Source organism: Mesorhizobium sp. M0904 (assembly GCF_040319475.1).
GTDB lineage: Bacteria > Pseudomonadota > Alphaproteobacteria > Rhizobiales > Rhizobiaceae > Mesorhizobium.
The window spans coordinates 258,872-284,822 of record NZ_JAMYOC010000003.1; the positions used below are offsets into that span (position 1 = coordinate 258,872).

The 25,951-nt window shown below is 63.2% G+C and carries 29 protein-coding genes; 19 read left to right on the forward strand and 10 right to left on the reverse strand.

Going from position 1 to position 25,951, the window contains the following annotated elements; genetic code table 11:
• Window positions 1-55: 55 nt before the first annotated feature.
• The 6 genes from NKH80_RS05515 (at window position 56) to NKH80_RS05540 (ending at window position 4,995) form a co-directional block, all read left to right on the forward strand.
• On the forward strand, window positions 56-853 hold the full coding sequence (locus NKH80_RS05515; RefSeq protein WP_352505375.1) for an ABC transporter ATP-binding protein: 798 nt from the start codon (window positions 56-58) through the stop codon (window positions 851-853).
• Entirely contained in the window at window positions 850-1,599 is a 750-nt protein-coding gene (locus NKH80_RS05520) for an ABC transporter ATP-binding protein (protein ID WP_352505376.1), read from the forward strand. The genes NKH80_RS05515 and NKH80_RS05520 overlap by 4 nt, the downstream gene beginning before the upstream one ends.
• Complete coding sequence (locus tag NKH80_RS05525) at window positions 1,596-2,504, forward strand: branched-chain amino acid ABC transporter permease (RefSeq protein WP_352505377.1); 909 nt, start codon at window positions 1,596-1,598, stop codon at window positions 2,502-2,504. Before NKH80_RS05520 ends, NKH80_RS05525 begins: the two co-directional genes overlap by 4 nt.
• Complete coding sequence (locus NKH80_RS05530) at window positions 2,501-3,484, forward strand: branched-chain amino acid ABC transporter permease (protein WP_352688736.1); 984 nt, start codon at window positions 2,501-2,503, stop codon at window positions 3,482-3,484. Before NKH80_RS05525 ends, NKH80_RS05530 begins: the two co-directional genes overlap by 4 nt.
• Complete coding sequence (locus tag NKH80_RS05535) at window positions 3,481-4,773, forward strand: NAD(P)/FAD-dependent oxidoreductase (RefSeq protein ID WP_352505378.1); 1,293 nt, start codon at window positions 3,481-3,483, stop codon at window positions 4,771-4,773. Before NKH80_RS05530 ends, NKH80_RS05535 begins: the two co-directional genes overlap by 4 nt.
• Before the next feature lie 75 nt (window positions 4,774-4,848).
• Entirely contained in the window at window positions 4,849-4,995 is a 147-nt protein-coding gene (locus tag NKH80_RS05540) for a hypothetical protein (RefSeq protein WP_023716676.1), read from the forward strand.
• Window positions 4,996-5,041: 46 nt separating this feature from the next.
• Here NKH80_RS05540 and NKH80_RS05545 read toward each other — a convergent pair whose 3' ends face one another.
• From NKH80_RS05545 to NKH80_RS05570, 6 genes are all read right to left on the reverse strand, one after another.
• On the reverse strand, window positions 5,042-5,878 hold the full coding sequence (locus NKH80_RS05545) for a GNAT family N-acetyltransferase (RefSeq protein ID WP_352505379.1): 837 nt from the start codon (window positions 5,876-5,878) through the stop codon (window positions 5,042-5,044).
• Between the two features lie 6 nt (window positions 5,879-5,884).
• On the reverse strand, window positions 5,885-6,625 hold the full coding sequence (locus NKH80_RS05550) for an aspartate/glutamate racemase family protein (protein WP_352505380.1): 741 nt from the start codon (window positions 6,623-6,625) through the stop codon (window positions 5,885-5,887).
• A 2-nt stretch (window positions 6,626-6,627) separates the two neighbouring features.
• Window positions 6,628-7,446 (reverse strand): ABC transporter permease, encoded by an 819-nt coding sequence (locus NKH80_RS05555; protein ID WP_352990133.1) that lies wholly within the window; start codon window positions 7,444-7,446, stop codon window positions 6,628-6,630.
• A 4-nt stretch (window positions 7,447-7,450) separates the two neighbouring features.
• Window positions 7,451-8,362 (reverse strand): ABC transporter permease, encoded by a 912-nt coding sequence (locus NKH80_RS05560; protein WP_352472210.1) that lies wholly within the window; start codon window positions 8,360-8,362, stop codon window positions 7,451-7,453.
• Window positions 8,363-8,559: 197 nt separating this feature from the next.
• Entirely contained in the window at window positions 8,560-9,849 is a 1,290-nt protein-coding gene (locus tag NKH80_RS05565) for an ABC transporter substrate-binding protein (RefSeq protein ID WP_352472208.1), read from the reverse strand.
• Between the two features lie 36 nt (window positions 9,850-9,885).
• The gene (locus NKH80_RS05570) at window positions 9,886-10,974 is read right to left on the reverse strand and encodes an ABC transporter ATP-binding protein (RefSeq protein WP_352472207.1); all 1,089 of its coding nucleotides are present in this window, start codon (window positions 10,972-10,974) and stop codon (window positions 9,886-9,888) included.
• 258 nt (window positions 10,975-11,232) lie between these two features.
• Between NKH80_RS05570 and NKH80_RS05575 the strand changes: the two genes are divergently transcribed.
• On the forward strand, window positions 11,233-11,946 hold the full coding sequence (locus NKH80_RS05575; RefSeq protein ID WP_023676076.1) for a GntR family transcriptional regulator: 714 nt from the start codon (window positions 11,233-11,235) through the stop codon (window positions 11,944-11,946).
• A 7-nt stretch (window positions 11,947-11,953) separates the two neighbouring features.
• Here the strand turns inward: NKH80_RS05575 and NKH80_RS05580 are convergent, their stop codons facing one another.
• Complete coding sequence (locus tag NKH80_RS05580; protein ID WP_352990137.1) at window positions 11,954-13,051, reverse strand: lactonase family protein; 1,098 nt, start codon at window positions 13,049-13,051, stop codon at window positions 11,954-11,956.
• A gap of 190 nt (window positions 13,052-13,241) precedes the next feature.
• Here NKH80_RS05580 and NKH80_RS05585 point away from each other — a divergent pair, with 190 nt between their 5' ends.
• Genes NKH80_RS05585 through NKH80_RS05600 form a run of 4 tightly spaced genes read left to right on the forward strand, consistent with a single transcriptional unit; the run spans window position 13,242 to window position 16,375 of the window.
• A complete protein-coding gene (locus NKH80_RS05585) occupies window positions 13,242-13,793 on the forward strand; it encodes a MaoC family dehydratase (protein WP_352505387.1) in 552 nt (183 codons plus the stop codon).
• A gap of 3 nt (window positions 13,794-13,796) precedes the next feature.
• Window positions 13,797-14,957 carry a CaiB/BaiF CoA transferase family protein gene (locus NKH80_RS05590; protein WP_352688633.1) on the forward strand — a complete coding sequence of 387 codons (1,161 nt, stop codon included), beginning with the start codon at window positions 13,797-13,799 and terminating at the stop codon, window positions 14,955-14,957.
• 20 nt (window positions 14,958-14,977) lie between these two features.
• Window positions 14,978-16,120, forward strand: coding sequence for an extracellular solute-binding protein (locus NKH80_RS05595; RefSeq protein ID WP_352737304.1), 1,143 nt, complete (start codon window positions 14,978-14,980; stop codon window positions 16,118-16,120).
• Window positions 16,121-16,141: 21 nt separating this feature from the next.
• On the forward strand, window positions 16,142-16,375 hold the full coding sequence (locus NKH80_RS05600) for a hypothetical protein (RefSeq protein ID WP_352737229.1): 234 nt from the start codon (window positions 16,142-16,144) through the stop codon (window positions 16,373-16,375).
• Between the two features lie 65 nt (window positions 16,376-16,440).
• On the opposite strand, the gene NKH80_RS05605 is transcribed toward NKH80_RS05600, so the two are convergent.
• A complete protein-coding gene (locus tag NKH80_RS05605) occupies window positions 16,441-17,277 on the reverse strand; it encodes an amidohydrolase family protein (protein WP_352737230.1) in 837 nt (278 codons plus the stop codon).
• A 67-nt stretch (window positions 17,278-17,344) separates the two neighbouring features.
• Window positions 17,345-18,133 (reverse strand): IclR family transcriptional regulator, encoded by a 789-nt coding sequence (locus NKH80_RS05610; protein WP_352451570.1) that lies wholly within the window; start codon window positions 18,131-18,133, stop codon window positions 17,345-17,347.
• Window positions 18,134-18,292: 159 nt separating this feature from the next.
• Between NKH80_RS05610 and NKH80_RS05615 the strand changes: the two genes are divergently transcribed.
• The 8 genes from NKH80_RS05615 to NKH80_RS05650 all read left to right on the forward strand — a co-directional run bounded on the left by NKH80_RS05615 (window position 18,293) and on the right by NKH80_RS05650 (window position 25,625).
• A complete protein-coding gene (locus NKH80_RS05615; protein ID WP_352737232.1) occupies window positions 18,293-19,612 on the forward strand; it encodes an ABC transporter substrate-binding protein in 1,320 nt (439 codons plus the stop codon).
• A 142-nt stretch (window positions 19,613-19,754) separates the two neighbouring features.
• The gene (locus NKH80_RS05620) at window positions 19,755-20,651 is read left to right on the forward strand and encodes a carbohydrate ABC transporter permease (RefSeq protein WP_352737233.1); all 897 of its coding nucleotides are present in this window, start codon (window positions 19,755-19,757) and stop codon (window positions 20,649-20,651) included.
• 2 nt (window positions 20,652-20,653) lie between these two features.
• Complete coding sequence (locus NKH80_RS05625) at window positions 20,654-21,520, forward strand: carbohydrate ABC transporter permease (RefSeq protein WP_352737234.1); 867 nt, start codon at window positions 20,654-20,656, stop codon at window positions 21,518-21,520.
• Between the two features lies 1 nt (window position 21,521).
• Complete coding sequence (locus tag NKH80_RS05630) at window positions 21,522-22,619, forward strand: ABC transporter ATP-binding protein (protein WP_352823024.1); 1,098 nt, start codon at window positions 21,522-21,524, stop codon at window positions 22,617-22,619.
• A 4-nt stretch (window positions 22,620-22,623) separates the two neighbouring features.
• Window positions 22,624-23,736, forward strand: coding sequence for a mandelate racemase/muconate lactonizing enzyme family protein (locus NKH80_RS05635; protein ID WP_352823022.1), 1,113 nt, complete (start codon window positions 22,624-22,626; stop codon window positions 23,734-23,736).
• 9 nt (window positions 23,737-23,745) lie between these two features.
• Window positions 23,746-24,075, forward strand: a complete 330-nt coding sequence (locus NKH80_RS05640; RefSeq protein ID WP_352823020.1) for an L-rhamnose mutarotase — start codon at window positions 23,746-23,748, stop codon at window positions 24,073-24,075.
• Complete coding sequence (locus NKH80_RS05645) at window positions 24,068-25,144, forward strand: Gfo/Idh/MocA family protein (protein WP_352823017.1); 1,077 nt, start codon at window positions 24,068-24,070, stop codon at window positions 25,142-25,144. Before NKH80_RS05640 ends, NKH80_RS05645 begins: the two co-directional genes overlap by 8 nt.
• Window position 25,145: 1 nt before the next feature.
• Window positions 25,146-25,625, forward strand: a complete 480-nt coding sequence (locus NKH80_RS05650) for a MaoC/PaaZ C-terminal domain-containing protein (protein ID WP_352990144.1) — start codon at window positions 25,146-25,148, stop codon at window positions 25,623-25,625.
• Window positions 25,626-25,697: 72 nt separating this feature from the next.
• Here the strand turns inward: NKH80_RS05650 and NKH80_RS05655 are convergent.
• A partial coding sequence (locus NKH80_RS05655) for a transposase (protein ID WP_352990147.1) occupies window positions 25,698-25,951 on the reverse strand: 254 nt, incomplete at its 5' end.

A 25,951-nucleotide genomic window follows, 5' to 3' on the forward strand; every position in this document is an offset into this window, starting at 1 on the left:
GTGATCACAAATCAGATCATAGGCGACGAAGATCGCTTTTCGGCCAGAGGAATTGATGAGCGACACGACGGAACGGCAGGAGGAGATCCGTACGCCGGTCCTCACGGCCAGGAACGTCCTCAGACGCTTCGGCGGCCTGGTCGCGGTCAACAATGTCTCGTTCGACGTCCGGCCGGGCGAAATACTTGGCCTTATCGGCCCGAACGGCGCCGGCAAGACCACGATGTTCGACCTGCTCGCCGGCAGCATTCTGCCGACCAGCGGCGAAATCCTCCTCAACGGCGTATCGGTGTCGGGGGAAGCTGCCCATCGCCGCATCCGCCGCGGCCTCGGCCGCACGTTCCAGATCCCCCGGCCCTTGCCTAACCTGACGCTGATCGAAAACGTCATGCTGGCTGCTCAAGGGCAGGCCGGAGAAAAACTGCTCGCCAATTTCCTGACGCCCCGGCGGGTCGCTGCCGAAGAAAGGGCTGCCGAGATAAGAGCCGTCGAACTACTCGAGCTCGTCACGATCGCTCACCTTGCGCACGAGCCGGCGCGCGTGCTTTCAGGCGGCCAGCGCAAGCTGCTCGAGCTGGCCCGCGTGATGATGGCCGACCCGGCGATCATCCTGCTCGACGAGCCGGCGGCCGGGGTCAACGCAACCCTGCTCGAGATCATCATCGACCGCATCCGCGACATCAATGCGCGCGGCATCACCTTCCTGCTGATCGAGCACAATATCGACATGGTGACGCGACTCTGCCACCGCGTGCTGGTCATGGCGAGCGGCCAGCTTCTGCGCGAAGGCACTCCGGACGAGGTGGCGCGTGACCCACGCGTCATCCAGGCCTACCTCGGAGGCACGGCATGAGCCAAAGGGTACTCGATGTCCGCGATCTCGAAGCCGGCTATGAGCCCGGCGTTCCGATCGTGCGCGGCGCCTCGATCACCGTCGACAAGGGCGAGATCGTCGTCGTCCTCGGTCCCAACGGCGCCGGCAAGTCGAGCCTTATCAAGGCCATCGCCGGCCTTGTCCCGATCACCGGCGGCACGGTGCTGCTGGACGGCAAGGATATCACGGCGTCGCCCGCCCACACCATGGTCCGCCTTGGCCTTGCCTTCGTGCCACAGACGGAGAACATCTTCCCGCTGATGTCGGTCGAGGACAATCTCAAGGTCGCCTGCGGCATTCTGAGGCCGCGCGAGGTCCCCGCCCGCATTGAGGAAATGTATGCGGTCTTTCCCGATCTCGCCCTTCAGCGCAGAACAGCCGCGGGCAATCTCTCAGGCGGACAGCGGCAGATGCTGGCCGTCGCGCGGGCATTGATCGTCCATCCCAAGGCGCTGGTGCTCGATGAGCCGTCGGCCGGCCTGTCGCCGAAATTCGTGTCGATGGTGTTCGAGATGCTGGCCGGCATCCGCAAATCCGGCGTCACCATCCTGCTGGTCGAGCAGAACGCGAAGGCAGCGCTTGCCATTGGAGACCGCGCCTACGTGCTGGTCGAGGGCAAGGAGCGGCACCAGGGCATCGCCTCCGAGCTCTGGAACGATCCGGTCGTCGCCGAACTCTACCTTGGCCAGCGCCGCCCCGACTTCGGGAAAGGAGGCGCGGCATGAACCTGCAATTTGTCGTCGACGGACTGCTGGCAGGCTCGATGATCGGCCTCGGCGCCATCGGCGTGACGCTCACCTATTCGATCCTGCGCTTCTCGAACTTCGCCCATGGCGACTTCATGGCCTGGGGCGCCTATGCGACGCTGGCCGTGGTTGGCGCCATTGGCGCGATGTTCGGCAAGATCGCGCCGATCGCGCCCCTCTCCTTCGGTTGGCCGCTGATCGCCGCGCTCATCATCGGCATGGCGGTTACCGGCCTGCTGGCACTGGCGCTCGATCTGGTGCTGTTCGCGCGGCTGCGGGCCAAGGGCCAGGCGATCATCGTGGTGATGGCCAGCTTCGGCGCCTCGATGGCGCTGAGAAGCCTGCTCGAATTCATCTTCACCTCGCGTCCGACCTATTTCAGCCGGGCCATCCAGATCGCCATGCCCGTCGGCTTCGGCATTCGCATCACCCCCGACCAGATCGCGCTGCTGCTGCTGACCGCCGTGCTGGTGCTCGGTGTGCACCTCCTGATGACCCGCACCCAGACCGGCCGTTCGATGCAGGCATTGAGCCAGAACGCGGCACTGGCGCGCATCGTTGGCATCGACGTCGCCAAGGTGGTGCGCGTCACCTGGCTCATCGGCGCGGCGCTGGCCTGCGTCGCCGGCGTCATGATCGGCATTCTCATTCAGATCCGGCCATTCATGGGTTTCGAGATGCTGTTGCCGATGTTCGCGGCCGCCATCCTCGGCGGCATCGGCAGCGTGCCCGGCGCCGTTCTCGGCGGTTTGATCATCGGCATGGCCGAAGCGGGTGCCGTGCAATTGATCGGCGCCGAATGGCGGGCGGCCGTCTCCTTCATCATCCTGATGGCGGTGCTGTTCGTGCGCCCCATCGGCCTTTTCGGAGTGAGGGAACGCTGATGGATCTGCTCGGCTACGGCGCTTTCTTCCTGACCACCGCGCTGATTTTTTCGCTCGTCACGCTCGGGCTCAACCTGCAATGGGGGCTGACCGGGCTTTTCAATGTCGGGGTCGCCGGCTTCGTTGCCATCGGCGCCTACACCTCGGCACTGCTGACCACGCCCGACGATGCCGCGCGGCTCGGCGGCTTCGATCTGCCGATCCTTGTCGGCTGGCTCGGCGCCATGCTGGTGGGCGGCGTCGCGGCCGCCATCACCGGCATCGCGACGCTGCGCCTGAGATCGGACTATCTGGCGATCACTACTTTCGGCGTCGCCGTCGTCGTGCAACTGGTAGCGCTCAATGCCCAGAAGCTGACCGGCGGCCCATTCGGCATCGGCTTCATTCCGCGTCCGCTCGGCGGTCTTGCCGAAACGCCGTTGCTGTTCAACCTTTCGAACCTTGCGATCGTCTCGGTGGTGACGCTGATCGTCTATCTCGCGCTGGAGCATCTGTCGCGCAGCCCGTGGGGGCGCGTGTTGAAGGCGCTTCGCGAGGACGAGCGGGCCGCGATATCCCTAGGTAAAAGCGCACGGTTCTACCGCGTCCAGGCCTTTGCCGTGGGCGGTGCCATCATGGCACTGGCCGGCGCGTTGCAGGCGCATTTCACCGGCTTCATCGCTCCGGACAATTATCTGCCGGCGCTGACCTTCCAGGTCTGGGTGATGCTGATCGTCGGCGGCTCGGGCAGCAACATCGGCGCCGTCATCGGCAGCATCCTGGTCTGGGCGATATGGGCCGGATCGGGAGCCTTGACCAGTGTGTTGTTCTCGCCGGAACAGCAGGCACGCGCCGCTTCGCTGCAGATCGTGGCGATCGGCGTGATGTTGTGCGTCATCCTTCTGGTCAGGCCGAACGGCCTGTTCGGCGACAGGCCGCGGCGCGCAAGGTTCGGCAAGGGCGCGAAAGCGGCTCCGGACGAGAGCGCTGCAAGGTCATGAGCAGCGTTGCCGTGCCACGCGGCCTTTCGCTATGGCACGCCGTCGGCCGTAACCGCCGCGACCGGCCTTCGCTCGAAGGTGCACTCGAGGTCGATCTGGCGATTGTCGGCGGCGGATTTTCTGGCCTTTCCGCCGCGCTGCACACCGCCGAGAAAGGCATCTCGGTCGCCGTCCTCGAAGCCGAAATCATCGCCTGGGGGGCGACCGGCAGGAACGCCGGTTTTGTCGTGCCGAATTTCGCAAAAAGAGACCCCGACGATATCATTGCCCAGCTCGGACCCGAACGCGGCGAACGCCTTGTCGGGTTCGCCGCCGGCAGCGCCGACCTCGTCTTCGACCTGATCAAGCGGCATGCCATCGAATGCGATGCCATCCAGAGCGGCTGGATACAACCAGCCCATTCACCGGCCGCTTTGGAAAAGACCAGATCGCGGGCCGAACAATGGGCAAGGCGCGGAAGGCCGACTGTTGCGCTGGACAGGCAAGCGATCGAGGATCTGACCGGCGTTCACGGCTATGTCGGCGGCTGGATGGATCGGTCGGGTGGCGTCCTCAATCCGGTCGAATATGCGCGCGGCCTCGCCGATGCGGCGGAAAAGGCCGGCGCGCGCATTTTCGAACATACGCGTGTCGCGTTGATCGATCACATAGGCGATGGTTGGGCTTTGAAGACGGCCTCCGGCTCGGTACGCGCAGGAAAGGTGCTGGTCGCCACCAACGCCTATGGCGGGCCGCTGGATCGCGCGCTGCAGCGAACCTATTTCCCGCTGAAAATCTTCCAGATCGCGACAGCGCCGCTGCCGCGCGAGATACGCACTCGCCTGCTTCCTGGCGGGCAAGGCGTCGGCGACACAAGACGCAATCTCTTCACCTTCCGCTTCGACGGCGAAAACAGGCTGATCACTGGCGGCATGCATGTTTTTGGCCCCGGTGCCGACACGCGGGTGCCGCGGGCGATCTGGCGGCGCCTGGCAAAACACCTTGACCTCCCGGAGATCCCGCCGCTTGAATATAGCTGGTCGGGGATGGCTGCCGTCGAGCCCGACTTCCTGCCGCGCCTTGTCGATCTCGGCCCCGGCCTGATCGCGGGCTTTGCCTGCAACGGACGCGGCATCGCCATGACGACGAGCATGGGCAAGGTGCTCGCGGATTGGACTGACGGAACAAAGCCTCAGGATTTGCCGCTGCCGTTTGCGCCGCCGTCGCCGATCCCGTTCCACGGCCTGACGCGGCACGCGCCAAACATGCTGCTTCCCCTAAGCATGCTGCGCGATCGGCTGGATGGCTGATCGACGTGCGCGTCCGTCCGCCGTCCTGATACCGAACCGCTAGACTCGCTCAAATCATGTTGTTAACGACAGCGGATGAAGCAGAACTATCTTTATCTCATCATCGGCGCTTTGGTCGTCGCCGTCATTGCCTTGGGCATTTACGTCTATCGCGAGGAGACCAAGCCGAAAGGCGTGGAACTTCGTATCGACGATTCCGGCATTTCAGTTCAGGAAAAGTAGACATTTCTGCTCCCCGACTTGCGCGCTGAAGCCGACTTGCACCGTCTCAACCAAGCTCCAAGGTCGTTATCGCATAGACACCGGACTGCGTGAGCTGCGGCGCCCTTCCCTTGTACATTCGAGCCGTTTCGAAGCCCGGTTGAAGGCTGGCGGACGACAGCAAATCTGCAAATTGCCCGCTGGTTTCGGGGACGTCGAGATGGACGTTTCCGGGGCCGCACATCTGCGCGAGCGCGGCGAAGAGACGGCTTGCCGTGTCCAGATTGTCGGCAAAGAGCGGGCCGACCTTGCAGCCGTCGCGGCATCGGCGCGCGACGCCGTATCCCGCAATTGCGCCGTCCTTGACCATGGCAAGCGCCATATGCGGCGGGCGCAGCCAGTGTTCCAGGAAGGACTGTCTCGGGCCGGGAAAGAAGCGGCGGTCATAGGCCAGTATGTCCGGCACGAGATCCGGCCCTATTGCGCAAATGTCACTGCCGACGGCTGCCGGAACATCCGGCAATCCGACGAACCGGATCGTCCGGTAGGCCGGTGCAAAACCCATGCTGCGGTAGTTGGCCTGCTGTTCGACGACGCCGTCGAGTCCGATCGTGCGGTTGCCGAGCCGCGCCATGCCGGCATCCCAGACCGCCTTGCCATGGCCCGCACCGCGCCTGTCCGGCCGGCAGATATAGAGGCCGATGAAGCCGAAATCGTCGCCATACGCCACAGCCGAAATGCCGGCCACCATCTCGCCTTCGACAAAGGCGCCGATGAAGCCCTGCGGGTCCGCTGCCTGGAACAGAGCGGCGTCGCCGAGGCCGGCATTCCAGCCTTCCTGCGCCGCCCAGTCGACAAGGGTTTCCACCTCTTCAAGTGCGAGTGTTCGGATCGTTCTGAGCATTTTCGATCACTCGGCGGCGCCAGGCGCGAAGGATTTCAACGCGCCATGATAAGACTTTGCCAACGGGCTTGCATAGGCGCCGCGCTTGGATGTCGTCAGGCCAAGGGCGATCAATGCCTCGGCCTGTTTCACGGCAGCGCCCACGCCGTCGATGACCGGAAGCCCGAATTCCCGCTGCAGCGCCGCCGCCAGATCGGCCATGCCGGCGCAGCCGAGCACGATCGCCTCGGCGCGATCCTCGTCGATGGCGCGCGCAATCTCGTTGCGCAGCCTGAGCAGTGCGTCGGACGCCGGATCTTCGAGGGCAAGAACCGGGATGTCGGCGGCGCGCACACGCGCGCGCCCTGCCATGCCATAGCGCTGCACCAACCCTTCGACCGGCACGCGCGAACGTCCGGTGGTGGTGACGACGGTGAAGCGCTGGGCGATGAACGAGGCCGTGCTGAGCGATGCCTCGCAGATGCCGATGACCGGAATGTTGGCCATGGCGCGCGCGGCATCGAGGCCGGTGTCGTCGAAGCAGGCGATGATCGCGGCCCCCGCGCCCGAGCGTTCACCGGCGGCGATCTCGACCAGCAGGCCGGGCACGGCAAGCGCTTCATCGTAATAGCCTTCGATCGACACCGGGCCCATCGTAGAGGTAACGGCAACAATCTTCGTCGATTGAGCAGCGACCGATCGGGCGGCGACCGCGATAGTCTCGGTCATGCTGGCGGTGGTGTTCGGATTGACGACGAGGATCTGCACGGTTAGGCGCGCTCGCGGCGGCGGCCGAGATAGACGATTGCGCCGAGCGTCAGCAAGATCACCAGGAAGGAAAACACGGTCGTCACGGTGCCCAGCGCATAGAGCACCGGCGTCGTGACATTCGTCGTCATGCCGTAGATTTCGAGCGGCAGCGTGTTGAAGGTGCCCGACGTCATCAGCGTGCGAGCAAACTCGTCATAGGAGAGGGTAAAACCAAACAGGCCGACGCCGATCAGGCTGGGTGCGATCATCGGCAGGACGACATGCGCGAAGGTTTGCCACGACGATGCTCCGAGATCGCGCGCGGCTTCCTCGTAGGCCGGCGAGAACCGATTGAAGACAGCAAACATAATCAGCACGCCGAAAGGCAAGGTCCAGGTCAGATGGGCGCCGAAAGCGGATGTGTACCAGGCGGGGCGGAAGCCGATCTGCTGGAAGACGACGCCAATGCCGAGACTGATGATGATCGAGGGCACGACCAAGCTGGCGACGGCCAGATAGAACAGTGCGGTTGCGCCGCGAAATTTCTGCCGGAAGGCAAGGCCGGCAAGGAGCGACACGGCGACAGTGACGACCATCACCATCAGGCCAAGGACGAGCGAGCGTTTGAAGCTGCCGCCGAAGTCGCCGACCGCCTGGCGCTCGAACAAATTGGCGAACCAGTGCAGCGACACGCCGTTCAGCGGAAATGTCAGACCGCCGTTCTCGCCCTGGAAAGAGAGGATCAGGATCGCCGAAAGCGGGCCGTAGAGGAACAACACGAAAAGACCGAAGAACGCCGCCAACACATAGAATTCGAGGGTGCGCTTGTCCTGGCTCATCGCCTCACAGCTCCTTGCGGATGTCGACGATGCGCAGGATGCCCGCGACCATCAGCAGCACCAGCACCAAGAGCACGACGGCGTTGGCGGCAGCTGCCGGATATTGCAGCAGCGACATCTGGTTCTTCATCATCAGCGCGACGGAGGCGCTCTGCCCGCCGGACATCACCTGCACCGTCGAGAAGTCGGCCATCACCAGGGTGACGACGAAAATGGTGCCGATCGCCATGCCGGGCTTGGCGAGCGGAATGACGACGTTCCACAGAACCTGCCAGCCGGAAGCACCGGCGTCGCGCGCGGCTTCTATCAACGACTTGTCGATGCGCATCAGCGTGTTGAAGATCGGCGTCACCATGAACAGCGTATAGAGATGCACCATGGCCAGCACCACGGCGAATTCGGAATAGAGCAGCCATTCGATCGGCTTCGGGATCAGCCCCATTTGCACCAGCGTCGAGTTGACCAGGCCATTGCGGCCAAGCACCGGAATCCACGAGATCATGCGGATGATGTTAGAGGTCAGGAACGGCACCGTGCAGACAAGGAACAGCACCATCTGCATGGCCGTGGTCCTGATATGGAAGGCAAGGAAATAGGCGACCCAGAAACCGATGAACAGCGTCAGCGCCCAGACGATGGCGGCGTATTTCAGCGTATTCAGGTAGGTTTTCCAGGTGACCCAGGAGCCGAGCGTGTCGGAATAATTGGTGGTCAGGAAATCCGGATACATCGCCGCGAAATCGTAATCCCAGAATGAGACCACGGCGATCATCAGAATTGGCAGCAGGAGGAACGCGCCGAGGATCAGCGCCAGCGGTGCCGCCTGGAGATAGGGTGCGACTCCGGCAAAGGAGCGCCTACGTCTGGCAGGCCTTGCAGACGTAACGTGCGTGGATTGTTCGAGCGCTACTGCCATCTATATCTCGGTCGAAGTCGGCGATGCGACTGAGGGGTGTGCCCTTCTCCCCCTGTGGGAGAAGGTGGCCGAGCGAAGCTCGATCGGATGAGGGGTGTTCCAGCTTGGCACCAACAGTGCTCCGTCCAGCACCCCTCAACCGTCTTGGCGCTGCGCGCCAATCTGCCTTCTCCCACAAGGGGAGAAGGCAGAGGGCATCAAGCAGCGATGAACTCGTTCCAGCGCTTCACCATGTAGCGGTCCTCGTCCATGACCGAGTTCCAGCAGGCGACCTTGCCCATGCGCTCTTCGAACGAGCCGCCGTCACGCACGGCGCCAGCCTTTTCCATGACCTTGCCGTCCGGCGACAGGATATCGCCCTTTGCCGGCTTGCCTTCGATCCAGTAGCCCCACTCGTCCTCGGACATGAACTTCTTGGCCGACACCATGTTGGCCGAGTAATAGCCCTGACGGTTGAGATAGCCGCCAACCCAGCCGGACGTGTACCAGTTGATGTATTCATAGGCGGCATCGAGTTCGGCGCCGGAGAGATGGGCTGCCAGGCCAAGCCCGCCACCCCAGGACCGGTAGCCTTCCTTGAGCGGCTGGAACCGGCACGCGATGCCCTTGGAGCGGACCGCGGCCACGGCCGGCGACCACATCGACTGGATTACGACTTCGCCTGAAGCCATCAGGTTGACGCTCTCGTCGAAGGATTTCCAGAAGGCGCGGAACTGGCCGGCTTGCTTGGCCTTGATCAGGAAGTCGATCGTCTTGTCGATCTCCTCCTTGGTCATGTTGCCCTTGTCGGCGTATTTGATGTTGCCCGTTGCCTCCATGATCATCGCCGCATCCATGATGCCGATCGACGGGATGTTGAGGATGGCGGTCTTGCCCTTGAAGGCCGGATCCATGATGTCGGCCCAGGTGGTGATATCGCGGCCGACGAGGTCGGGGCGGATGCCGAGCGTATCGGCATTGTAGATCGTCGGCACCATGGTGAACCAGTTGGTCGGCGCCTTGGCGAAGACCTTGCTGTCCTGCGCCTCGACGTAACCGACGGTATGCGGCGCGGTGCCCTGGGCAATGACGCTGTCCGGCGTCAGCTTGCCGGTTTTGAACAGCGGCACCAGCTCGTCGTAATATTTCAGCTTGCTGACATCCATCGGCTGCAGGACGCCTGTCGGGAACACCTTCTTGCAGATCCAGTATTCGATGTCGGCGATGTCGTAGCTGTCGGGCTGCGTCACAGCGCGCTGCGCGGCGGCGTCGGAATCGGTTGCTGTCATCTCCAGCGTGATGCCGAGGTCGGCCTTGCACTTGTCGGCGATGGCATTGAGGTTGGATACGCCGGTGCCGAACTGGCGCAGCGTGATGTTCGATTGCGCCCAGATGGTCGGAAAGCCTGATATGGCGCCGGAACCGGCGGCGAAACCGACGGCGGCGGCACCTGTCTTGAGCAGCGAACGTCGCGATATTCCAGTCTTCTTGTCGGTGGTGTTGGTCATGTTCAGTTCCCCTGTTTTGGTTGGTTATGCTGGATTTCAGGAATCGAGACGGCCAAGGACGATCGCGTCCTCGGCGTCCCAGGCGATCGGCACTGCGTCGCCGACGGCAACCGGCCTGGCGAAGAAGCTGGTGTCGTCGACGATCACCGTGAAATCCTCGATGCCGGCGCCGTTGACTGAGAGCTTCACGGTCGAACCGCGGTACTCGACGTTTGCAATAATGCCGGTGAAGCCGAGCCCGGCTGCCGGCGGCTCGCCGATGCGCACGTGGTCGGTGCGAATGGCGATGTCGATGGGTTCCCCGGTCTCCCTGCCCTGCCCGCTGGCGGCGAGCGTGACGCCGCCGGGCACATCGAAAACGACCATGCCGTCGCGACTGCCGGCGACGCGCCCGGAGATGACATTGTGGTCGCCCATGAAACGAGCGACGAAGGCCGTGGCCGGCCGCTCGAACACCGTGCGAGGGTGCGCCGCCTGCTCGATACGGCCGTCGTTCATCACCACGATCAGGTCGGCCAGCGCCATCGCCTCTTCCTGGCTGTGGGTGACGTGGACGAAAGTGATGCCGAGCGACGTCTGCAGCTTCTTCAGTTCGGCTCGCATGCGGATCTTCAGGAAAGGATCGAGCGCCGAAAGCGGTTCGTCGAGCAACAGCGCCTCGGGATCGGTGATCAAGGCGCGCGCAAGGGCAACGCGCTGCTGCTGCCCGCCGGAAAGCTGCGCCGGGCGGCGGCTGGCATAGGCCTCCATCTGCATCAGCTTCAGCATGTCGAGCGCCTTGGCGCGGCGCTCCTCCTTGCCGACGCCTTTCATCTTCAGGCTGAAGGCGACGTTGTCGATCAGGTCGAGATGCGGAAACAGTGCGTAGGACTGGAACATCATGGCAGTGCCGCGCCTGGCCGGCGGCAGGTCGGTGACCACTGTGTTGCCGAGACGCACGTCGCCACTCGATATGCTCTCGTGCCCGGCGATCATGCGCAGCGTCGAGGTCTTGCCACAGCCGGACGGACCGAGCAGGCAGCAATAGGTTCCGGCAGGGATTTTCAGGCTGATGCCTTCGACGGCAGTCGTCGCGCCATAGACTTTCGAAACGGACACAATGTCGATTTCGGCGGCTTTGGACATCCAGCTTCCCCTTTGGTCGGATTAGCCAAAGCATCATGCGTGCCAGTTGCGCACCGCCGCACCAACTGACTGAATCCTCGAAGAAATCAGGGCCGCCTCTATGTAGCTGCCGATACGTCGGCCTTGTGCAATGCACAAATTATAGGCGATTGCCGCCGATCTCCGCAAAGATCGTATGCAATCTTTTTCATCTCTGTATTCACTTTGTCTCTCGTCCAAGCGATGCGATTCAGGGTAGAAGAAGGCAGGACCACTGCCATGAACATTGCCGACCAGACCTTCCCTGCTATCGAGGCCGCCAACGAGGATCGCGCGCAGGCGATCCGCGACCAGTTGCGCGACGCGATCGTCGATCGCCGGCTGGCGCCGGGAACAAAGCTTTCCGAAGGCGAAGTCGGCACGCTGTTCGATGTCAGCCGCACCGTGGCGCGTGCCGCACTGCAGATGCTTTCCTTCGAGGGATTGGTGCGCACCGAGCGCAATCGCGGCGCCTTCGTCGCCAATCCGTCGCCGGAGGAAGCGCGGCAGGTTTTTGCTTCGCGCCGGCTCATCGAACCAGGCATCGCGATCGCCGCCGCCGGACGGATGACGCCGGCGCATGTCGCCGCGTTCAAGGCCCAGCTCGACGAAGAAGGCCGTTTCATCGCCGAACGCGGACCGAACGCAAGGCGATCGGAGATCAAGGCGTCGGGGGATTTTCACCTGCTTCTGGCGTCGGTCGCGGGAAACGTCATCCTGCAGCGCTTCATGGAGGAATTGGTCGCTCGTTCATCGCTGGTGATCGCACTCTATGGCCGCTCGGGCATCTCGAGCTGCGGCCACAACGAACACACGCAGATCCTCGAGGCGCTGGAAAATGGCAATGCCGAACGCGCCAGCGCGCTGATGCTGCACCACATCGACCATATCGAGGCCGACCTCGATTTGCGCGTCAGGAGCGGCCCGGCACTCAGGCAGGCGCTCGAGTTCTGAGGTCACTTCAACGCACGATCCTCACGCACATCGGCGTGCCGATGTCGATGGATCGGCCGGTATCGGTCAGCCGGCCGGTTGCGGCATCACGGGCGAAAATCGAGATGCGGTCGGCATTCTGGTTGGCCGAGAACAGATGGCCGCCCGAAGGCGTCAGGGCCAGGTTGCGCGGCGTGGCGCCCCCGCAAGGCGTATAGCCCACAAGGGCAAGTCTGCCGTTTTGCTGGTCGACCGAAAACACGGCGATGCTGTCATGGCCGCGGTTGGAGCCATAGAGGAAGCGGCCGTCGGGCGAGATCTGGATGTCGGCGCAGTGATTGCCGTCGCGCGCCTCGGGCGGCACCGCCGGCTTACTGTCGATCACCGTAAGCTTGCCTGATGCTTCGTCCAGCGCCAGCGAGACAACCGTCGAATCCAGCTCGTTCATGACGAACACGAAGCGACCGCCCGGATGCAGTGCGAGATGGCGCGGACCCGCGCCTGGCGCAAGCGCCGACTCGGCGAGCTTCGTCAGGCTGCCGTCTGAGCCGATGCGATAGGACACCAGCCGGTCGATGCCGAGGTCGGCGACGATCGCCATGCCGCCGGCAACCGTCTCGGTTACGCTATGGGCATGCGGCCGCTCCTGGCGGGCAGGATCTGGTCCGGTCCCGCTATGGGCAATGCTCGACAACGGCGCTGTCAGGCCGCCATCCTCGCGCAGCCCCAAGACCACGACCGAGCGATCGGGGCCGCCCTCGCCCATGCCGTAATTGGCGACCAGCAGCTTGGTCCCGTCGCGCGTGATGGTGTTATGCGCCGTGATGCTGCCCAGCGTCGGCTGCTTGTTGATGTAGGACAGCGTGGCGGTCTGCCTGTCGAAACGGTAGGCCGAGACAACCCCTTCGCGCCAGGTGAACACTTCGGAGTTGGCGTAGACGTGGGAGCCGTCCGGCGTCACCGACAGGAAGGTCGGATTGTCGATGTCTTCCGTCTCGGCCAGTTTCTTTGTCTCCAGCGTCCCCTCGTCGAAACTGTAGACGCCCAGCCCGACGCCGCGCGCGCCCTGAAAATAGGGGGCGTCGCGATTGAGGCTGCCGACGAAAACCAGACAGGCATTCTGCATCACTTCCTCCCACGTTCCGCCGGCATTGGCCGCGACGGAGCCGCCAAAATTTCACCGAGACTCGCTTGCATCACAACCCCATATGTGAAAATACTATTCACAAAAGAAGATTGACGGGAGGATCGATCATGCATTTCGCTGGTCTGCGGCGCGCCCTGATGGACGATTCCCGCTCCCAGAGGAAGTCGTCATGAGCGGTTTCGCGCCAACCGTGGGCGTGGCATCGACACACCCCGCCAACATGCCTAGGGATCACGCCGATCTTCCGGTCTGGAACGCGGAGAACTGGTTCTACGAAGACTGGCCGGTCGGCCAAAAGATCCGCTCGCTGCGCAGGACCATTGCCGAGGGCGACAGCCATCTTTTCAACGCGCTGGTGCTCGATATCCATCCTTACGTGCAGGACCAGATGTTCGCCGAAACAGAAGGCATCTTCGGCAAGCGCCTGGTCGCCGGCGCCTTCGTGTTCTCGGCCGGGCTCGGCCTCGTTGCCACCAACTGCATCAACGCTTTTTCCTATGGCTACGACAAATTGCGCTTCATCAAGCCGGTGTTCATCGGCGACACGATCTATTCGATCCGCTCCAATCTCGACAAGAAACCCAAATACAAGGAGATGGGGCTGATCCGCGCCAGCTATGAAGTCTTCAAAGGTGAAGGAGAGCTTGTGCTTTATTGCGAGCACCTGCAGACGGTGAAGTACCGCAATCCGGCCGATTTCGCCGGCAAGACGGAGAAATAGGCAATGGCTGCCATTGCCGAACTGCCGCTGACCGGGCTCATCGTTGTGGATATGAGCCAGTTCTTGTCCGGCCCCTACTGCTCGCTCAGACTGCTCGACCTCGGCGCTCGCGTCATCAAGATCGAACGGCCGGATGGCGGCGACCTGTCGCGCCGTCTCTATCTCAGCGACACCGAGATCGGCGGCGATTCCACTATCTTCCACGCGATCAACCGCGCCAAGGAAAGCTTTGCCATCGACTTGAAGGACGAGGCCGACCTTGCGGCACTGCGCGGCCTGCTGGCCAGGGCCGACGTGCTGATCCAGAATTTTCGGCCCGGCGTCATCGAACGACTGGGCCTCGACTTTGAGGCGGTGCGCAAGATCAATCCGCGCCTGGTCTATGCCTCGATCAGCGGCTACGGCGAGGAAGGCCCATGGGTCAAGCGGCCCGGGCAGGATCTGCTGGCGCAGGCCCGCTCCGGCGTCATGTGGCTGAACGGCGACGAGGACCAGGGGCCGGTGCCCTTCGGCCTGGCGATCGCCGACATGCTGGCGGGTTCGGCCGCCGCGCAAGGCATCCTCGCCGCACTGGTGCGGCGCGGTGTGACCGGCAAGGGCAGCCATGTCGAGACCAGCCTGCTCGAAGCGCTGGTCGACTTCCAGTTCGAGGTGCTGACCACGCATCTCAATGACGGGCGCCGGCTGCCGCGGCGGTCGAGCTTCCGCAGCGCACACGCCTATCTGTCGGCGCCCTATGGCGTCTATCCGGCCAAGGACGGCTATCTGGCGATCGCCATGACGCCGATCTCGAAACTCGCCGATCTCCTCGGGCTCGAGGAGCTTGCGCCCTACCGCGATCAGCCGTCGACCTGGTTCACTGCCCGCGACGAGATCAAAGCGATCATCGCGCAAAAAATCGCGACGAAAACGGTCGACGAGTGGCTTGCCATCCTCGAGCCTGCCGACATCTGGTGCGCCAAGGTTTTGACCTGGCCGGAAATGATGGCCAGCGAAGGCTTCCAGGTTCTCGACATGCTGCAGACGGTGACGCGCGAGGATGACGTTTCGATCCTTACCACGCGCTCGCCGCTCACGGTCGACGGCATCCGCGCCAAGGTCGAGCGGGCCGCGCCACGCATCGGCGAGCACAGCGCAAAAATCCGCGCGGAGTTCGGGCTGTGAGCGACGTCATGCTCAAAGGCATGACCTGGAGCCATCCGCGCGGCTATGACCCGATGGTCGCCTGTTCGGCGCTGTGGAAGGAACGGACCGGCGTCACTATCGAATGGGACAAGCGCTCGCTGCAGGATTTCGAATCCTTCCCGGTCGAGGAACTGGCGCGTACCTATGATCTGATCGTCATCGACCATCCGCATGTCGGCCAGATCACCGCCGAGAACTGTCTGACGCCGCTCGATGTCGCCGGCCGGGAAGCCGAACGTAAAGCACTTGCGGCGGGCAGCGTCGGCCGATCCTATGCCAGCTACAACTGGCAGGGCCGGCAGTGGGCGTTTCCGATCGACGCGGCCAGCCAGGTGCAGGCGTGGCGGCCCGACATGCTCTCGGCTGCGCCGGCGAGATGGGCCGATGCGCTCGATCTGGCGCGGCAGGGCCGCGTGTTGTTGCCGCTCAGGCCGCCGCATTCGCTGATGGTGTTCTACACGCTCGCCGGTAATCTCGGCCGGCCCGCCGGTGAAGGCCCGGGCGACCATGTGGATCCTGCAATCGGCAAGCAGGTTTTCGAGATGATGCGCGAGATCGCGGCGCTCGTCGACCCGGCCTGTCTTGGCACGGACCCGATCGCGGTTCTGGAGCAAATGGCCGGATCGGGATCGCGGATCGCCTGTGCGCCGCTGATCTATGGCTATGTCTCCTACGCCATCGCCGGATTCCGGCCCAGCCGCGTTATTTTCGCCGATATCCCTGCTGCGGGCAATGTCGGTCCGATCGGCTCGGCGCTCGGCGGGACCGGCATCGCCGTGTCGGCCTTTTCGAAGGCCAGGCGGGCGGCCATCGACTTCGCTTACTGGATCGCCAGCGGTGACGTGCAGCGCGGCCCTTATGCCTCGGCCGGCGGCCAGCCCGGCCATGCGGCAGCCTGGGCGAATGCCGCCGTCAACGCCGCCAGCGGCAATTTCTACAAGGACACCCGAGCCACGCTCGAAGGTGCCTGGGTCAGGCCGCGGCACGACGGCTACATGGCCTTCCAGCAGGCGGCGTCAGATCGCATCAATCTTGGCCTGAGCGAAAGGCACAATGCCGCTCGCGTCGTTGCCGATCTCAATCGCCTGTTTCGGGAGAGCCTTTCGACGCAGGTGTCCGGCGTTTCCGGCGGAGGAGCCTGAAACAACCGAACGGAGGAGAACATGAACAGGCTGATCCGCGGCCTTATGGCCGCAACCGCACTTGCATCGCTCACGACCATAGCCTGCGCTCAAGACGTTTCGGGCGTGATCGCTGGATTGCCGACCGAACTGAAGGCGCGATATGACGGCGCGCCGCAGAAGGTGCTGCCGTCGGCCTGGGCGGCACCTGGCCTGGTCATCGTGCTCCTGGTTTCGCTCTACGGTCGCGAGCGGCGCGTGTCGGCGACCATCTGAGGCCGTCTATTCGTTTTAGCCGCATTTGTGCGACGCCAAGTGATTCCGCTTGGCTGCAAAATGCTCTACCAACTCCACAGCCGCTTGGCGTTGCCTGACAGCAGTTTTTGCCGCTCATCGTCGCTGGCACCACTGAGCAGCGCATGCGTCGCCGCCACCCAGGTCGCAAGCCCGCCGCCGAGCGTGCAGACCGGCCAGTCGCTGCCCCAGACGACGCGATCCCAGCCGAAGCATTCGATGCTGTGCTCGACATAGGAACGCAGCGTTTCGACAGTCCAGGATCCAGCATCCGCATAGGCGACCACACCGGAAATTTTGCCGGCGACGTTCGGGCGCCGCGCGATCTCCGCCATGTGCTCGCGCCAGGGGTGCTCGGCACCGCCCTTGATGTCGGGCACGCCGCAATGGTCGAGCACGAACTGCACATCCGGCGCGAGGTCGGCGAGTACGATCGCCTTGGGGATCTGGTGCGGCAGGACGACGAGGTCGAAGGTCAGGCCGCTGCCGGCAAGCCGCTTGATGTTTTCACGAAACAGCGCGCCTTCCGACAGTTCATCCGGCATGACGTGCAGCACACGCCGAAAGCCCTTGACGAAAGAATCTTCACGCTGGCGCTCGAGATAGCCGGCAAAGCCCGGCTCTTCCGGACGGCAGGAGGCGATTGCACCGCGTAGCAGGCTGCCCTTCTGCTGCGACAGCGTTTTCACATGGCTGGTCTCGGCCTCGATGTCGGCAGGATCGACATCGACCTCCATGTGCAATGCGCCCTCGATGCCGGCGCGGCGGGCCTGGACTGCATATTCGTCGTAGGAGAAATCGCGGTTGAGCGCCGGCACGCCGGCCAGCCAGGGATAGCGCAGCGCGGACTGGTCGATCAGGTGCAGATGAGTGTCGAAGATCATGGTGGCGCGCTCCTCCTTGGCGACTTCGCGATCATCTCACGGAGAAATTCTTCATTCAAATAAGAATTCATCGCGATTGCTTGACGGTCGATCCCGCCAGTTGGGACAGCTTTTCGGTCGCTGCCAGCAGCAGCTCAATCGTCCTCGTAATGTCGGGCGCCTTGGGTGCGTTGACCAGGGTTATGTAGGGGATCGACAGCGCGGCGATCGCCCTGCCGTCCGAGCCAAGAACCGGTGTCGACAGGTTGAAGACACCGGCGGTCTGCATCGATGCCATCATCTCGTAGCCGCGTTCCCGGATCTGGTCGAGGCGGGCAAAGAACTCCGGCGATTGCGGCGGCTTGTCGGTGCTGCGCAGATGTTCTGAGATCATCATCTGCCGCTCTTCCGGCGGGCGGAACGCCAGCAGCACATGGCCGGAGCCGGTGTCGAACAGGCTGATATGCGAACCGACGCGGATCGAGATGCCCCAGTAATCCGGCGCTTCCTGCTGGGCAATCACCACGGCGGAGCCGCGATCGAAGACGACCAGCTGATTTGCCTGCTGTGTGGTCTCGGCCAGCTCGCGCATCAGCGGCGTCGCATAGGAAACCAGCCGTCGCACCGGCGCGTGCAGCTGCGCCAGACCAAACAGCTTGAGCGTCAGCGAGTAACGGTCACCATCCGGCCGCGTGACATAGCCGCGCCGCACCAGCCGGTCCAGCATGCGATAGAACTCGTTCGGGCTGCGGTCGAGCTTCTTGGCGATTTCCGCCTGCGTCAGGCCGCCATCGACACCGGCCAGCAGCTCGAGGATGTCGAGCCCCTTGTCCAGCGCTGGGGCTCGATAGCGGTCGTCTTCCTCGTCCTCTGCCATTCCGCCTCTCCAGTGAATTGCATTTTTCATATACGCATAACGGTATTGCTTCCGAAAGAACTTTCGGCTTGACGATCGCATGAATGTTTTGTTTGTATATGAATGAAGCTGCCGATCGACCTCACTACGCGATCGATGCAGGCTCTTGGGAGGATACCAATGACGAAACTGTTCTGCGGCCTGTCGGCCGGCGTAACGCTGCTCGCACTTGGTGCGAGTGCTGCCCTTGCTGCCGACCTGCCAGGCAAATTCGACGGCGTCACCATCGACGCCAAGCTGATCGGCGGCCAGCAATATGAAGGGCTCTACGCGCGCATCGGCGAATGGGAAAAACTGACCGGCGCCAAGGTCAACGTGATCTCGAAGAAAAACCACTTCGAGCTCGACAAGGAAATCAAGTCGGACATCGCCTCCGGCAGCATCAACTGGTGCGTTGGGTCGAACCACTCGTCCTTCGCGCCGCAGTATCCTGATATCTACACCGACCTCAACAAGCTGCTGCCGAAGGAGGAGATCGACGCCTTCGTGCCGTCGACGATCAAGGCCTCGACGCTCGACGGCAAGCTGGTGATGCTGCCGCGCGCGCAGTTCGACGTGTCGGCGCTCTATTACCAGAAGAGCCTCTACCAGGACGAAGCCAAGAAGGCCGCCTACAAGGCCAAGTACGGCAAGGAGCTGACACCGCCCGACACCTGGGACGAGGTCGCCCAGCAGGCGGAATTCTTCGCCAGCCCGCCCGATTTCTACGGCACCCAGTTCGCCGGCAAGGAAGAGGCGATCAACGGCCGGTTTTACGAGATGCTCATCGCCGACGGCGGCGAATACCTCGATAAGGATGGCAAGCCGGCCTTCAACTCGGAAGCCGGCGTGCACGCACTCGACTGGTTCGTCAATCTCTACAAGGCCAAGGCGGTGCCGGCCGGCACCACCAACTATCTGTGGGACGATCTCGGCCAGGGCTTTGCCTCAGGCACCGTCGCCATCAACCTCGACTGGCCGGGCTGGGCAGGCTTCTTCAACGATCCGAAGTCGTCCAAGGTCGCCGGCAATGTCGGGGTGAAGGTGGCGCCGAAGGGATCGGCCGGCATTCGCACCGGCTGGTCGGGGCACCACGGATTTTCGGTCACTGAAAGCTGCGCCAGCAAGGAGGCTGCGGCGTCGCTGGTCTGGTTCCTGACCAATGAGGACAGCCAGAAGCTGGAGGCGGCAAGCGGCCCACTGCCGACCCGCACGGCGGTGTGGGACTGGGACATCCAGCAGGCGGCAAGCGATCCCTATAAGAAGGAAGTGCTGGCGGCTTTCCAGGAAGAGGCAAAGCACGCTTTTGCCGTGCCGCAGACACCTGAATGGATCGAAATCTCCAACGCCGTCTATCCCGAATTGCAGGCCGCCATCCTTGGCGACAAGACCTCCAAGCAGGCGCTGGACGACGCTGCCGCCAAGGCCACCCAGATCCTCGAGGACGCAGGCAAGCTTTGATCATTCAACCAAGGGGGGCGCCGCGCTCATTGAAGAGCGGCGCCCCGAACTTTTTTCGAACCATGCGCAACACGCTTTGTCTTGATCCCAGCTCGCCAATGGCGGCCTTCGGTGTCCGGGCACCAACCAGAACCGGATCGCCATGAAAGGCTGGAGACCTTCGCCGCCATTGCTGCTCCTGCTGCCGGCGGTGATCGTGCTGGCGGCGGTGGTGATGGTGCCGCTGCTGCTGTCGCTCTATTCCAGCTTCACGCCGTTCCGGCTGACCAAGCCGGAAACGTTCTGGGTCTTCATCGGCGCGCGCAATTACGTCGCCATCCTGACCAGCCGCGCTTTCTGGGTCGCCTTTGCCCGCACCGTGGTGCTGCTGACGGTGGCGCTCAACCTGGAAATGCTGATCGGGCTCGGGCTGGCGCTGCTGGTGGAAAAGGCATCGCGCGGCCAGCGGGTTCTGCGCACCATCATGATGTTTCCGATGATGTTTTCGCCGATCCTGGTCGGCTTCCAGTTCAAATTCATGTTCAACGACAATATCGGCCTGGTGAACAACGCCCTGCAGGGGCTCGGCCTGACCGACCGCGCCATCCCGTGGCTGATCGACGGCAATCTCGCCTTCATCGCCATCCTAACCGCCGAGATCTGGTCGTCGACCTCGGTGTTCGCGATCCTGATCCTTGCCGGGCTGCTGGCGATGCCGCGCGAACCGGTCGAGGCGGCGCGCGTCGACGGCTGCACACCGTGGCAGACATTCCGCTATGTCACCTGGCCGTTCATCATGCCGTTTGCCTTCATCGCCATGACCATCCGCTCGCTCGACGTCGCGCGCGCCTATGACATCGTCAAGATCATGACCGACGGCGGTCCTGCCGGCCGCACCGAACTCGTCTGGACGCTCGTCGCCCGCATTGCCTATGGCGATGCCCGGATGGGAATGGCCAATGCCATGGCCTATTTCTCCATCCTGCTGTCGATCCTGTTCACCGTCTATTTCTACCGCAAGCTCGCCGCGGCGCGCACGCAGATCGCGGCGGAGTGGTGAGGATGGACCAGAACAGCCTGCATCGCGTCGGCAACAAAGCGCTCGGCATCGTTCACGGCATCGGACTGTTCCTGGCCATGCTGGTCATCTGCCTGCCCGGCATCTGGATCGTGCTGTCGTCGCTGCGGCCGACCGTCGAGATCATGGCCAAGCCGCCGGTGTGGATCCCGCAGCAACTCTCGCTCGATGCCTACACAGCCATGTTCAGCGGCGTCGGCCAGGGCGGCATTCCGGTGCTCGACTACTTCCGCAATTCGCTGATCATCTCGGTGACCTCGACGGTGATCGCCATCGTTATCGGCATGGCCGGCGGCTATGCCTTTGCGCGCTACCGCTTTCGCGCCAAATCGGCGATGTTCCTTGGCCTGATGCTGACGCGCACGGTGCCTGGCATTGCGCTGTCGCTGCCGCTGTTCTTCGTCTTTGCGCGGCTCGGCATCATCGACACGCATTTCGGGCTGATCCTGGTCTATGTCGCGCTCAACGTGCCCTTCACCGTTTGGCTGATCGACGGCTTTTTCCGCCAGGTGCCGAAAGACCTCGCCGAGGCGGCGCAGATCGACGGCTGCACGCGCTGGCAGGCCTTCTGGCAGGTCGAGTTTCCGTTGGCCGGGCCGGGCATCGCCTCGGCCGGCATCTTTGCCTTCCTCACCTCCTGGAACGAGTTCGCGCTCGCCTCGCAGCTGACGCGCTCGATCAACTCCAAGACCCTGCCGGTCGGCCTGCTCGACTATACGGCCGAATTCACCATCGACTGGCGCGGCATGTGCGCGCTGGCCGTGGTTATGATCATACCGGCGCTCACGCTTACCTTCATCGTCCAGAAACATCTCGTCGGCGGCCTCACTTCCGGCGCGGTGAAAGGCTGACATGGCAACTGTATCGCTCAAGAAACTCACCAAGAGCTATGGTCCGGTGGCGGTCGTGCACGGCATCGACCTAGAGGTCGCCGACCGCGAGTTCATCGCGCTGGTCGGGCCGTCCGGCTGCGGCAAGTCGACGACCCTGCGCATGATCGCCGGCCTCGAGGCGATCAGCGACGGGATCATCGAGATCGGCGGCCGCATGGTCAACGACCTGCCGCCGCGCTCGCGCAACATCTCGATGGTGTTCCAGTCCTACGCGCTCTATCCCCATATGACGGTGCGCGAAAACCTCGGCTTCTCGCTGAAGATAGCCGGCGCCGCGAAGGAAGAAATGGACCGTCGCGTAGCCGAAGCGTCCGGCATTCTCGGCCTCGACCAGTTGCTCGACCGCCGGCCGTCGCAGCTGTCGGGCGGACAGCGCCAGCGCGTCGCCATGGGTCGCGCCATCGTGCGCGATCCCGACGTCTTCCTGTTCGACGAGCCGCTTTCCAATCTCGATGCCAAGCTTCGGACGCAGATGCGCACCGAGATCAAGAAACTGCATGCCAAGGTCCGGTCGACGGTGATCTACGTCACCCACGACCAGGTCGAAGCGATGACATTGGCCGACCGCATCGTCATCATGCGTGACGGGTTCATCGAGCAGGTCGGCTCACCCGACGAGGTCTTCCGCCGGCCGCAGACACGCTTCGTGGCCGGCTTCATCGGCTCGCCGCCGATGAATTTGCACGAGGCTGACGTCGACGACGGACAGCTGCTGTTCGCCAGCGGCGAGAGACTGCCTCTGCCCAGCCAGTTCAAGGCCAATGTCGGTACCGGCGACAAGGTCGTCTTCGGCCTCAGGCCCGACGACATCTATCCGACGGGACACGGCATCAGCTCCGGCGAAGAGGTCGACGTCCACCAGGTGGAACTGCCGGTGACCGTCACCGAACCGCTTGGCAACGAGACGCTGGTGTTTGCCGAATTCAACGGCAGCGACTGGGTATCCCGCATGCTCAATCCAAAGCCGCTCAGGGCCGGAGACCGGGTCAGGATGAGCCTGGACCTGTCGCAGGCCCATCTGTTTTCTGCCGAAACGGGCAAAACATTGCGAGGTTAAAATCATGGCAAAGATCGAGAAAGTCGAACTGCGCATGGTCGACTTGGTGCCGAAGGTCAAGCGCACCGATGCCATCCAGAGTTTTGTCAGCCAGGAAACACCGATCGTCACCATCACCGACGCCGACGGCGCCGTCGGCACCGGCTACAGCTACACGATCGGCACCGGCGGCTCGTCGGTGATGCGGCTCCTGGCCGACCACCTTGCACCGCGGCTGATCGGCCGCGACGCCGACATGATCGAGGCGATCTGGCACGAGCTGGAGTTCGCCACCCATGCCACGACGATCGGCGCGATCACGGCAATCGCGCTGGCGGCCATCGACACTGCGCTTTGGGATCTGCGGGCGAGGAAGCAAAACCTGCCGCTGTGGAAGGTTGCCGGCGGCGCCAAGGACCGCTGCCCGCTCTACACCACCGAAGGCGGCTGGCTGCATATCGAAACCGAGGCACTGGTCGAGGATGCGCTGGCCGCCAAGGCCAAGGGGTTTCGCGGCTCGAAGGTCAAGATCGGCAAGCCGCACGGTTCCGAGGATCTTGCCCGGCTGACGGCGGTGCGCCGGGCGGTTGGAGACTCCTACGAGATCATGACCGACTGCAACCAGGGCCTTTCTGTCGACGAGGCGATCCGCCGGGCCGAGCGCTTGCGTGAACTCGACCTCGCCTGGATCGAGGAACCGCTGCCGGCCGACGACATTGACGGCCATGTGCGGCTGTCGAGTGCCACATCGACGCCGATCGCCATCGGCGAGTCGCTCTATTCGATCCGGCATTTCCGCGAATATATGCAAAAGGGCGCGTGTTCGATCGTGCAGGTCGATGTCGGTCGCATCGGCGGCATCACGCCGTGGCTGAAGGTGGCGCATGCGGCCGAGGCGTTCGACATACCGGTCTGCCCGCATTTCCTGATGGAACTGCATGTCAGCCTGACATGCGCCGTTCAGAACGGCAGATATGTCGAGTATATTCCCCAGCTCGACGAGCTGACCGGCAAGAAAATGCGTATCGAGGACGGGCACGCGCTGGCGCCGGACGAGCCCGGCATCGGCATCGACTGGGACTGGGACGCGATCAAATCGAAGAGCATCGCGGAATTCACCGTGGCGATAGTGAAATAGGAGGCGGACATGCAGCGAATGGGAATGGTGCTCGGTCTCAAGCCGGAGAAAGTCGCCGAGTATGTGCGGCTTCACGCTGCCGTCTGGCCGGACGTCCTCAAGATGATTTCCGCCTGCAACATCAAGAATTATTCGATCTATCTGAGGGAGCCGGAGCACCTTTTGTTCAGCACCTTCGAGTACCACGGCACCGACTATGCCGCCGACATGGCGAAGATGGCTGCCGATCCCACGACGCAGGAATGGTGGGCGCTGTGCATGCCATGCCAGGAGCCGCTGCCGACCCGCAAGGAGGGCGAGTGGTGGGCGCCGATGGACGAAGTCTTCCATTATGACTGATGACATTTTCGATCCTGCCTCGCTTTCCCAGGCCTGGGCACAACCGTCAAAGCCCAGGCCGATCGTGATTTTCGGCGCCGGCTCGATCGTCGGCGATGCGCATTTGCCGGCCTATGGGCAAGCCGGTTTCCCGGTTGTCGGGCTTTTCGACCCCGACCTGGCCAAGGCGGAAAAACTGGCGCAGAAATGGGGCGTCACCGCTTACCGGTCGGTCGAGGAAGCTGCGTCAATCGATGACGTCGTCTTCGATCTGGCGACGCCGCCGGCCCACCACACCGGCGTGCTCAGTGCGCTGCCCGATGGTGCGGTGGCGCTGATCCAGAAGCCGATGGGCAGCGACCTCACCGAGGCGACCGAGATCCTCGAAATCTGCCGCTCAAAAAACCTCAGGGCCGCTGTGAATTTCCAACTCCGTTTTGCGCCGATGATGCTGGCGCTGAAGGATGCGATCGCCAAGGGCTGGTTGGGCGAAGTGGTCGATTTCGACGCATGGCTGGCGCTGGCGACACCCTGGCAGCTCTGGGAATTCCTGTTACAGGCGCCGCGTGTCGAGATCGCGATGCATTCGATCCATTATCTCGACCTGATCCGGCAATTGCTCGGCGATCCCAAGGGGGTTCACGCCAAGACACTCGGCCACCCCGGCCATAAGGTTGCGCAAACGCGCACCAGCGCGATCCTCGACTATGGCGACACCGTGCGCTGTGCGCTGTCGATCAACCACGATCACAAATTCGGTCGAAAACACCAGGCCTGCGAATTCCGCATCTGCGGCACCGAGGGCGCCGCTTACCTCAAATTAGGCGTCAACCTCGACTATCCGCGCGGCGAGCCGGACATTCTCGAAATCTACCCCAAGGGCGGCAAGGATTGGATTGCGGTTCCACTCGTCGGCTCATGGTTTCCGGACGCCTTTGCCGGCCGCATGGCCAATGTCCAGCGCTACGCGTCGGGCGAGGACGCCGAGCTTGTCAGTTCCGTCGAGGACGGCTGGAGCACCATGGCGCTGGTCGAAGCCGCCTATCAATCGAGCGCGGCGCCGGCAACACCGATAGCGGCGAGGCCCTGACATGGAGCAGACGATCTACTTCGAGGACTACCAGATCGGCTCGTCGCGCACGACCAGCGGGCGCACCATCACGGAGACCGATTTCGTCGTCCATGCCGGCCATACCGGCGATTTCTTTCCCCACCACATGGACGCCGAGTTCATGAAGACGACGCCGTTTGGCCAGCGCATCGCCCACGGCACGCTGGTCTTTTCGGTCGGCGTCGGGCTGACGGCAAGCGTCGTCAACCCGGTTGCCTTCTCCTATGGCTACGACAGGCTGCGCTTCATCAAGCCGGTGTTCATCGGCGATACGATCCGGACCCGCACCACCATCTCGGCCAGGGAAGACGACCCGAAGCGACCCGATTCAGGCCGGGTCGTCGAGCGCTGCGAGGTGATCAACCAGCATGGCGACGTGGTGTTGGTCGCCGACCACATCTACATCGTCGAGCGTCGCGACAAGCCGAGCCGAGCCTCGACGGATGGCGCTGAAACCTAAAGACAAAAAACCCGCCTTGCGACGGGTCCTCGGTGCGAATCAGCACCATACGCGAATTAGAGCGGCGGACTTTCATGTGAGTCCATAGCCTGCGGCAGTGAAGTAGTTTCTGCATTCTGTTGGAGAGAAGAGATTGCAGATATCGCCAATGGCCTGCCACAGGGCGTCGATGGTTCTGATGGCCTTTGCGCGCAGATGCGCCTTGAGCTTGGCGAAGGCCATTTCGATCGGGTTGAGATCGGGGCTGTAGGGCGGCAGGAAGAGCAGCCATGCGCCTCTGGCCCGGATGGCTGCCTCGGCGGCCGGACTCTTGTGGGCAGCGAGAT